The 9,428-nt window shown below is 62.5% G+C and carries 10 protein-coding genes; all 10 read right to left on the bottom strand.

The annotated features are described in order from the left end of the window. The coding region (locus M0D64_RS44295) for an NAD(P)H-dependent oxidoreductase subunit E (protein WP_266262240.1) at nucleotides 1-184 on the bottom strand (184 nt) is incomplete at its 3' end. A gap of 84 nt (nucleotides 185-268) precedes the next feature. Then, nucleotides 269-1,594 (bottom strand): oxalate/formate MFS antiporter, encoded by a 1,326-nt coding sequence (gene oxlT, locus M0D64_RS44290; protein ID WP_266262239.1) that lies wholly within the window; start codon nucleotides 1,592-1,594, stop codon nucleotides 269-271. Nucleotides 1,595-1,849: 255 nt separating this feature from the next. Next, nucleotides 1,850-3,262, bottom strand: a complete 1,413-nt coding sequence (pyk, locus tag M0D64_RS44285; RefSeq protein WP_154567559.1) for a pyruvate kinase — start codon at nucleotides 3,260-3,262, stop codon at nucleotides 1,850-1,852. 50 nt (nucleotides 3,263-3,312) lie between these two features. Next, the gene (gene pntB, locus M0D64_RS44280; protein WP_154567560.1) at nucleotides 3,313-4,704 is read right to left on the bottom strand and encodes a Re/Si-specific NAD(P)(+) transhydrogenase subunit beta; all 1,392 of its coding nucleotides are present in this window, start codon (nucleotides 4,702-4,704) and stop codon (nucleotides 3,313-3,315) included. Between the two features lie 9 nt (nucleotides 4,705-4,713). Then, on the bottom strand, nucleotides 4,714-6,297 hold the full coding sequence (locus M0D64_RS44275) for a Re/Si-specific NAD(P)(+) transhydrogenase subunit alpha (RefSeq protein WP_266262238.1): 1,584 nt from the start codon (nucleotides 6,295-6,297) through the stop codon (nucleotides 4,714-4,716). A gap of 1 nt (nucleotide 6,298) precedes the next feature. Then, the gene (locus M0D64_RS44270; RefSeq protein ID WP_266262237.1) at nucleotides 6,299-7,078 is read right to left on the bottom strand and encodes a fumarylacetoacetate hydrolase family protein; all 780 of its coding nucleotides are present in this window, start codon (nucleotides 7,076-7,078) and stop codon (nucleotides 6,299-6,301) included. A gap of 121 nt (nucleotides 7,079-7,199) precedes the next feature. Then, nucleotides 7,200-8,447, bottom strand: coding sequence for a formyl-CoA transferase (gene frc, locus M0D64_RS44265; protein ID WP_154567563.1), 1,248 nt, complete (start codon nucleotides 8,445-8,447; stop codon nucleotides 7,200-7,202). Between the two features lie 45 nt (nucleotides 8,448-8,492). Then, nucleotides 8,493-8,729: a hypothetical protein gene (locus M0D64_RS44260; RefSeq protein ID WP_154567564.1), complete on the bottom strand. Its 237-nt coding sequence runs from the start codon at nucleotides 8,727-8,729 to the stop codon at nucleotides 8,493-8,495. A gap of 63 nt (nucleotides 8,730-8,792) precedes the next feature. After that, nucleotides 8,793-9,056 (bottom strand): PAS domain-containing protein, encoded by a 264-nt coding sequence (locus M0D64_RS44255; protein WP_154567565.1) that lies wholly within the window; start codon nucleotides 9,054-9,056, stop codon nucleotides 8,793-8,795. A 121-nt stretch (nucleotides 9,057-9,177) separates the two neighbouring features. Continuing rightward, nucleotides 9,178-9,428, bottom strand: a 251-nt coding sequence (locus M0D64_RS44250; RefSeq protein ID WP_266262236.1) for a CoA transferase, incomplete at its 5' end; no start/stop codon positions are given.

Raw genomic sequence — 9,428 nt, 5'->3', positions numbered from 1 at the left:
GGAAGTGATGGTAGTAGGTGATGACACCGTGCACTTCCGCGCGCGACAGGTTCATCGCCCGCGCCAGCTGCGCGACGGCGGCAGGCGGCACGAAGCCGACGTCGTCCTGGATCGCGTGCAGCACGGCAAGCAGGGAGCCACCACGGCGGATATGCCGCTCAATCAACTCATTCGAATCGGCCAAGATAGTCTCCTGCAGAGCGGCCCTGAGATGCCTTCACGTTCTGATCCCGCATTGCACGCCGAACACGCACTGCTTCAGCGGCGCTCACTCGTGCGAACCGAGAGGCGACGGTCGAAAGCGGCTTTCCGGTGCCGTGCTGGGCGCAGCGGAGTTCAGAATCCAGCGGCGTCGCATCGGATACAGGATGAACTTCGCCGACACACCGGCCATCAAGGAAATACACGCAACGAAGATGAACACCGCGTTCCATCCACCGTGCGCGGACAACAGCGAAGCCACAGGCACTAGCATGGCGGCAGTCCCTTTGGCGGTATAAAGCGTACCGGCATTCCCCGCCGCGTATTTGGCGCCGAACGTGTCGGCACACGTCGCGGGGAAATTCGAGAAAATATCGCCGTAACACAGGAACACGAGCCCGGAAAACAGCACGAACAGGTACGGGTTGTGACCGAAGTGCATCAGCCCCAGCAGCGCCAGCGCTTCGCCGATAAAGGTCATGAACATGGTGTTCTCACGGCCGATCCGGTCGGAGATCCAACCGCATAGCGGGCGCGTGAAACCGTTGCACATATTGTTGATCGACAGCGTCATCGTCAGCAGCGGCAACGTCACGCTCAGCACGCTGACCGGCATAGCCGCAAAGCCATACTCCTTCGCGATCGGACCGATCTCCGCTGTGGCAATGATGCCGCCTGCCGCGACGCACACAAACATGGCGTACATCACCCAGAAAAGCGGTGCGCGAATCATCTGCTTCGTCGTGTAATCGGTCTTCGTTGCGACGATGCGCCTGACCCCAGCCGCATGCGCCGGCGGCTTCGGGCGCACCAGCAAGGTTGCCAGCAGCAGGATGCAGACACCCTGGAACACGCCGAAGAACACAAATGCATGCTCGTACCCGGCGCTCTGGATCATGTTGGAGATCGGGATCACCGTCAGCGCCGCGCCGGCGCCGAAGCCCGCCGCGGTCAGACCGGCGGCCAAACCGCGCCGGTCGGGAAACCACTTGAGCGCCGTGCCCACACAGGTGCCGTAGACGCATCCTGCTCCGATACCGGCAATCACGGCGGCGACGTAGAGCACCGGCAGATTCGGCGCATAGGCGTCGAGAATCCAGCCCAAACCCGCGCAGATCGACCCGCCGATGACGACAGGACGAGGACCGAACTTGTCGACGAGCCAACCCTCGACAGGCACCAGCCAGGTCTCGGTGACGATGAAAATCGAAAACGCCAGCTGGATGGCGGCTTGCCCCCAGTGGTGTTTGGCGTCCATCGGGATGACAAACAGGGTCCATGCGTATTGAAGGTTCGCTATAAGACCCATGCAGGCGATGCCGGCTGCCAGCTGGACCCAGCGGTTATGCCGCCGCGCCGTATAGCCGTTGAAGGCTGTGTCAGTCTGTAACACGTTCTCTGTCTCCGTCTATTGACTTGTTTGCTTGCCTGATCAAAACACCTGCATGTCAAGGCTGAACTGTCATGGCGCTTGAACCATGATGGGCGGCTTCAACAATTAACAAAAGTTAAAGTTTCTTCTGCGTTATATTAGCTATCGTTAATACCTCCCCGAAACGTTGCAGTCGCTGCGAGCGCGCCCGCGCACGATCGCAAGCGCTCCGACCATTTATCTCCGGCTACCCTTCCACCTTGCGTGCGGCGTCGGCTAGACTCTGGCGATTCGCAGCAAATTGGTGGTACCAGATTCGCCGAACGGCATGCCTGCCGCGATCGCCACCGGGTCGCCTGAATTTGCAAAGCCCTGTCTCACGGCGATGCTGCACGCGGCACTCACCATCTCGTCGACCGATTCGACGTCAGGGCTGACTGTGGAATGCACGCCCCACACCAGCGCAAGACGCCGCGCCGTCGACAGCTTCGGCGTGATGCTGAGAATCGGCGCGACCGGACGCTGACGGGCGGCCCGCAGGCTGGTGTGTCCGGACGTCGTGTACGTGACCGTCGCAACCGCAGCGATGGTCTGCGCGACATCGCGCAGTGCCGCGCAGATTGCGTCTCCCGGGGTGCCCAGCGGAAGTTCATGCTGAGCATCGAGCAGGCTCCGGTAGAGCGGATCATGTTCGACCTCCTTGATGATCCGCTCCATCATCGCCACGGCCTGCACAGGAAAGCCGCCGCTGGCCGACTCCGCAGACAGCATGACGGCATCCGCGCCATCGTAGATCGCCGTCGCGACGTCCGATGCCTCGGCGCGCGTGGGCACCGGTGCTGAAATCATCGATTCGAGCATCTGCGTCGCGATGATCACCGGCTTGCCGTGGCTGCGGCAGGATCGAAGAATGCGCTTCTGCGCGCCCGGCACGCGTTCGGGCGGAAGCTCGACGCCGAGGTCGCCGCGAGCGACCATCACCGCATCGGCCGCATTCACGATCTCATCGAGCCGATCAAGCGCTGCTGGCTTTTCCAGCTTGACCATCAGCCCGGCGCGCGCTCCAATGAGTTCGCGCGCGTCGATCAAATCCTCCGGACGCTGTACGAACGACAGCGCAATCCAGTCGGCGCCGAGCGACAACGCAAATTCCAGATCGATCAGGTCTTTCTGGGTCAGCACGGGAATCGGCAGAATCGCGTCGGGAACATTCACTCCTTTTCGATCCGACAGCGTTCCTCCGTGCAATACGCGGGTACGGATCCGCTCGCCGTCATTGTCGAGCACTTCCAGGCGCAGTTTGCCGTCATCGAGCAGCAGCGACTGGCCGGCGGCGACGACGTCGAAGAGTTCCGGATGGGGCAGGCATACGCGATTGACGTCGCCGTCCGCCGGGTTCCGGTCGAGCGCAAATTCGGCGCCCGTCACGAGCATCACCTTGCCCTCGGCGAACGGGCCGACGCGCAGCTTCGGTCCCTGCATGTCTGCCAGAATCGAAATGGGCCGGCCCGAAGCACGCTCGACCTCGCGAACCAGCTCATAGCGCCGCCGATGGTCCTCGTGCGAGCCGTGACTGAAATTCAGCCGGAATACATCGGCGCCGGCGTGAAAAAGTTGGGTAATCGTTTCGAGATCGGAGGTCGCGGGGCCGAGGGTCGCGACGATCTTTGCTTTGCGTAGGCGGATCATAACGGGTCAGTAAGGTGAGGTGGCGGGCGAGCGAGCGCGGCAACAGCCGGTCAAGCGTCAAGTTGTCTGAGCAATGCGTCGACGCTGCCCTTCGCGTCGCCGAACAGCATCCGGGTGTTGTCCTTGTAGAAGAGCGGATTGTCCACGCCCGCATAACCGGTCGCCATGCTGCGTTTCGACACGACCACCGTGCGCGCTTTCCACACTTCGAGCACCGGCATCCCCGCAATCGGACTGCCCGGATCTTCGAGCGCACCAGGGTTCACGATGTCGTTTGCGCCGATCACGAGCACCACGTCCGTGTTGGTGAAGTCTTCGTTGATCTCATCCATTTCGAGCACGATGTCGTACGGCACCTTCGCTTCGGCAAGGAGCACGTTCATGTGGCCCGGCAAGCGTCCGGCGACTGGATGGATGCCAAAACGCACCCGCACGCCGAGACTGTCAAGCTTGCGCGTGATTTCGCTGATCGTCGTCTGCGCCTGCGCCACGGCCATCCCGTAGCCCGGCACGATGATGACCTCGGAGGCGTCGCGCAGAATCGCGCTGACTTCGTCGACGCTGGTCGCCACCACCTCCCCCGCGATATCCGCCGAACTCGTTCCGCTCGCCGCGCCGAAGCCGCCGAGAATCACCGAGATGAAACTGCGGTTCATCGCTCGGCACATGATGTAGCTAAGGATCGCGCCGCTCGAACCGACCAGCGCGCCGGTCGTAATCAACAGGTCGTTGCTCAGCATGAAGCCCGTGGCCGCGGCGGCCCAACCTGAGTAACTGTTCAGCATCGACACGACCACCGGCATGTCCGCGCCGCCGATGGCCATCACCAGATGCACACCGAGCGCCGCGGCGAGCACGATCATCACGAGCAATGCCCCGATGCCTTCCGCGCCCGACGGCACCGAGAGAAACCGGTAGCCGATTGCCACGCACAGCACCAGCACAAGCAGGTTCAGCAGATGCCGGCCCGGTATCACAAGCGGTTTGCCGCTAATCGTGCCCTGCAGCTTCAGGAACGCGACGATCGAACCGGTGAACGTGATGGTGCCTATAAACACGCCAAGATAAATCTCGGACAGGTGAATCACCCGCTCCGCGCCGCCGAACTCGCCGGCCGGCATCAGATAGTTGGTAAAGCCGATCAGCACCGCGGCCAGCCCGACAAAGCTATGCAATATCGCGACCAGTTGCGGCATCTGGGTCATCTCGACCCGCCGCGCCAGCAGCGCGCCGACCGCTGCGCCGATCACGGCCGCCGCCAATACGACTTCGATCCCCGCGCCCTGTGCGATGATCAGCGTCGCAACGACTGCGATCAGCATGCCCGCCGCGCCATACAGATTGCCGCGGCGCGCGCTCGTCGGATGACTCAGTCCGCGCAAACTCAGTATAAACAGCGTGCTCGCGCCCAAATACGCAATGTTGCCGATTCCGTTCAGCATGACCACTCCTTAGTTGCGCTGGAACATCTTCAACATGCGTTGGGTCACGAGAAACCCGCCCGCGATGTTGATCGTGGCAACCAGCAAAGCGACGCCGCCCAGCACCGTTACCAGCACATTCGGCGTGCCGAGTTGCAGCAGCGCGCCAATCACGATGATTCCGCTGATCGCGTTGGTCACGCTCATCAGCGGCGTGTGCAGCGCCGGCGTCACATTCCAGACCACCTGGTAGCCGACGAACACCGCTAGCACGAACACCGTCAGGTGCGCGACGAATGCGGGCGGTGCGACCGCGCCGAGCGCGAGCAGCGCGAACGCCGCGATCGCCAGCAAGACGAGCGATGTGTACCGCGAGCGAGCCGCAGCGGCCGCTTGTTCCTCGGGATCGACGGGGCTCGCCGCGGGCTTCTCGGGCGGCGGCCGATGCGCGGCGATCGCGGCCTGTTTCGGCGGGGGCGGCGGCCAGCTGACAGCGCCTTGATACACGACGGTCGCGCCGCGCATCACGTCGTCATCCATGTCGATGCGGGCCACACCATCCTTCTGCGGCGTCAGATCGGTCAAAAGATGGCGAATGTTGGTGCCGTAAAGCTGACTCGATTGCGTCGCCATCCGGCTCGGTAAATCGGTGTAGCCGATGATCGTCACGCCCTTGACCGACACCACCTCGCCGGGCTGCGTCAGTTCGCAGTTGCCGCCCTGCTCCGCGGCCATGTCGACGATCACGCTGCCCGGCCGCATGCCCTCCACCATCACCGCGGTGATCAGCTTGGGCGCCGGCTTGCCCGGAATCAGCGCGGTGGTGATGATGATGTCGACGTCTTTCGCCTGCGCGGCGAACAGCGCCATCTCTGCTTCGATGAACTTCGCGCTCATCTGCTTCGCGTAGCCGCCGGAGCCGCTGCCTTCCTCTTCGACATCGAGCTTGAGAAACTCGGCGCCCATGCTTTCGACCTGCTGCTCGACTTCAGGACGTGTGTCGAACGCACGCACGATCGCGCCCAAGCCGCGCGCCGCACCGATTGCAGCGAGCCCGGCGACACCCGCGCCGATCACCATCACCTTTGCGGGCGGCATCTTGCCCGCAGCGGTGATCTGTCCGGTGAAGACGCGCCCGAAATGCTGCGCGGCTTCGATCACCGCGCGGTAACCGGCCATGTTTGCCATCGAGCTGAGCGCATCGAGCTTCTGCGCGCGCGAAATGCGCGGCACACAGTCCATGGCCAACACGCTCGTGCCGCCGTCGGCGAGCTGCGTGAGCAGCACCGGGTTCTGCGTGGGCCAGATGAAGCTGATCAGCATCGCGCCTTTTTTCAGCAAGGTCGCTTCGTCGGCCTCGAGCGCCGGATTCAGTTCGGGCGCGCGCACCTTGATCACGATATCGGCATCGGCCCACAACGCCCGGGTGTCGCTGACCACCTGTGCGCCGGCCGCGCGATACGCGTTATCGTCGAATGACGCCCTAAGGCCCGCGCCCGCTTCGACGTTCACCGCGAAACCGAGCTTCAGCAACTGGCTGACGGTTTCGGGCGTCGCCGCGACGCGGCGTTCGCCCGCGCGGACTTCGCGCGGCACTGCAATCGTCATCGCCATGTCAGGCCCCCGATGACAGCGTGTTCGACAGCACGCCGATACCTTCGATCGATACCTCGACCGTCGAGCCGTCCTTGATCGAGCCGATGCCAATCGAGGTGCCGATTGCAATGACGTCGCCGGGCAACAGCGTCATATCGTGCGAGATCCGGCTCACCTGTTCGGCGGGCGAAAAGATCATGTCCGACAGCGAATAGTTCTGCCGCTCGACGTTGTCGAGCCGCGTCACGACGTGCGCATTCCGCCAGTCGAAATCACGCTGGATCGCAGGACCGATGCAACTGAACGTATCGAAACCCTTCGAGCGGCACCATTGCGCAAAGTTGGGGTCTTCGTTCAGGAGTTCGGCCGCCGTCACGTCGTTGATGCACGTGTAACCGAAAATGTAGTCGTTCGCCTCGTCTACCGGGACGTTGCGGCAGCGCTTGCCGATCACGATCGCGAGTTCCCCTTCGTAGGCGATCTTGCCGGCGTAGGTTTGCGGCCGCTGGATGGGTTCGCCCGGGCCAATCACCGAAGTGGAGGGCTTGATCAGAAACAGCGGATGGGACGGCGCGACCTTGCCGAGTTTCTCCGACAGCGCGCGGAAGTTGTTCCACAACGCGACCACCTTGGTAGGAACACATGGATTGAGCAGCGTCACGTCATCGACGCTCAGGACGTTGGCGCTTGGGACGGCGTCACCGAACATGTCCCCTTCGTATTCAGTGACGCGATGGTTTTCCAGCACGCCGAAACCAATCCGGCCATGGGCGAGCCGAAAACGTATCCACGATTTCATCGAAATGTCTCCTGCGATTTTTTTTGCTGCAATGAAGCGACCGATCAGGCCGGTCGCGCGGCGATGTCTTGTACGGCGTACTGCGGCGCGTCGGATGCGCGGCCAGGTTTCGTCTATGCGCTCATATCGCACCGACCGCATGCAAATGTGCGATCTGATCCGGGTGGTAACCGAGTTCGGCCATCACCTCGTCAGTGTGCTCACCCAGCAGCGGCGAGCGCGTGACCTCGGTCGGACTGTCCGACAGCTTGATCGGATTGCCGACCGTCAGATACTTGCCGCGCACCGGATGATCGACCTCGACGATCGTGCCGGTCCTGCGCAGCGACGGCTCCTCGGCGATCTCCTTCATCGACAGGATCGGGCCGCACGGAATGTCGTACTTATTGAGGATTTCCATCGCCTCGAACTTCGTCTTGGTCATGGTCCAGCGCTCGATCTCGGCGAAGATCTCCTTCAAATGCGGCAGGCGCGCGGCGGGCGTCGCGTAGTTCGGATCGGTGGCCCACTCCTCCTTGCCGATCACGTTGCAGATCCTGGTCCACACCGGCGCCTGGGTGATGAAGTAGATGTACGCGTTCGGGTCCATTTCCCAGCCCTTGCACTTCAGAATCCAGCCCGGCTGGCCGCCGCCCGACGCATTGCCCGCTCGCGGCACCGCTTCGCCGAAGGTGCCGTTCGGATGTTGCGGATATTCGCGCATGACGCCGGTGCGTTCGAGGCGCTGCTGGTCACGCAGCTTCACGCGGCACAGGTTCAGCACGCCGTCCTGCATCGCCGCGAGCACGTGTTGACCACGCCCTGTCGTTTTTCGCTGATAAAGCGCGGTCACAATGCCGAGCGCAAGATGCAGCCCGGTACCGCTGTCGCCGATCTGGGCGCCGGTGACAACCGGCGGACCGTCGTCGAAGCCGGTGGTCGACGCCGCGCCACCCACGCATTGCGCGACGTTCTCGTAGACCTTGCAGTCTTCATAAGGGCCGGGGCCGAAGCCTTTGACCGACGCGACGATCATGCGCGGATTCAGCTCCTGGATCCGCTCCCACGTGAAGCCCATCCGGTCGAGCGCGCCCGGTGCGAAGTTCTCCACCAGCACGTCACATTTCTGGATCAGTGCTTCGAGAACCTGCTTGCCTTCCGGGTTCTTCGCATCGATCGTAACGGAGCGCTTGTTGTGGTTCAGCATCGTGAAGTACAGGCTGTCCGCATCAGGAATATCGCGCAGTTGCTCCCGCGTGACATCGCCCGCACCGGCGCGCTCCACCTTGATCACATCCGCGCCGAACCACGCCAGCAACTGTGTGCACGTCGGCCCCGATTGCACGTGCGTGAAGTCGAGGATCCGCACATCCTCCAATGCTTTGCCCATCTCACGTCTCCCTGTATTGATCCGTACCCGCCCCGCACGCCCGGGCTACCGGGTTGCCGGACTGAGCAGCGCCAGCGCCACGCGACGCGCGCCGGCGATGGCAGCTTCCTCGCTTTCAAAGACGGCCTCGTCGACGACCTGCTGGTACGGCAGGAGATCGGGTTGCGCCGGATGATTTTCTTCGGCCGTGCGAATCGCCACGTAGGCGGTCCATCCGCCGTTGTGGATCAATTGCATCGCGGACAACTCGAGCCGATATTGTCCAAGTACTTCGACGTGCATCGGATGCCTCCTGATAGATCGTCACAAGAGAAAGTCAACCGGATCGACACGGCTGGCGTTGCGTTACGCTCCCGCTCGGGCTTCCAGTTCGGCCATGCGTTTGCGCAGATTGCGCTCCTCCTGGAAGCGGCTGGTTTCATCGCGAATCACCGAAACGATCCCGGTCAACTCATGTTCCGGCGAATGCAGCAGCGTCTCGCTTTGGTTGAAACCAAACATGCGCTCAGCGGCCGGATTCCATAGCGTGATATTTCCTTTGGCATCCGAAATGATGATCGCATCGCCGACGGCTGCGACCAGTTGCTCGAAATCAATGGCTGTTTGCATAGCGAAACCGGAATTTGAAAAAAGCGGCGGTTCAAGTGCAGACGGCGCCCGCCTCGCGCGCCGTCCATGCAGGCTCCGAAAATGAAACTTCAGATACGTCTAGTTCTACCTGCTTGCGCCGTCAAACGGCCTTGACTTCGTGCAGGTTGAAGATGTCCTGCTTGCTGTAGCCAAGGCTCGCCAGCACCTCGTCGGTGTGCTCGCCCAGCAGCGGCGAAGCGGTGACTTCGGGCTTGAGGTCGGAGAACTTGATCGGGCTGCCCACCGTTAGGTAAGTGCCACGCTTCTTGTGCGGCACTTCCACGATCGTGCCGCTCGCGCGCAACGACGGGTCGTTGGCCAGCTCCTTCATTGTCAGCACCGGCGCGCACG

The sequence above is a fragment of the Paraburkholderia sp. WS6 genome (genome assembly GCF_030464835.1).
Classification (GTDB): domain Bacteria; phylum Pseudomonadota; class Gammaproteobacteria; order Burkholderiales; family Burkholderiaceae; genus Paraburkholderia; species Paraburkholderia madseniana.
Note: the sequence above shows the minus strand (reverse complement) of the source record. Positions and strands in the feature narration are given on the sequence as shown.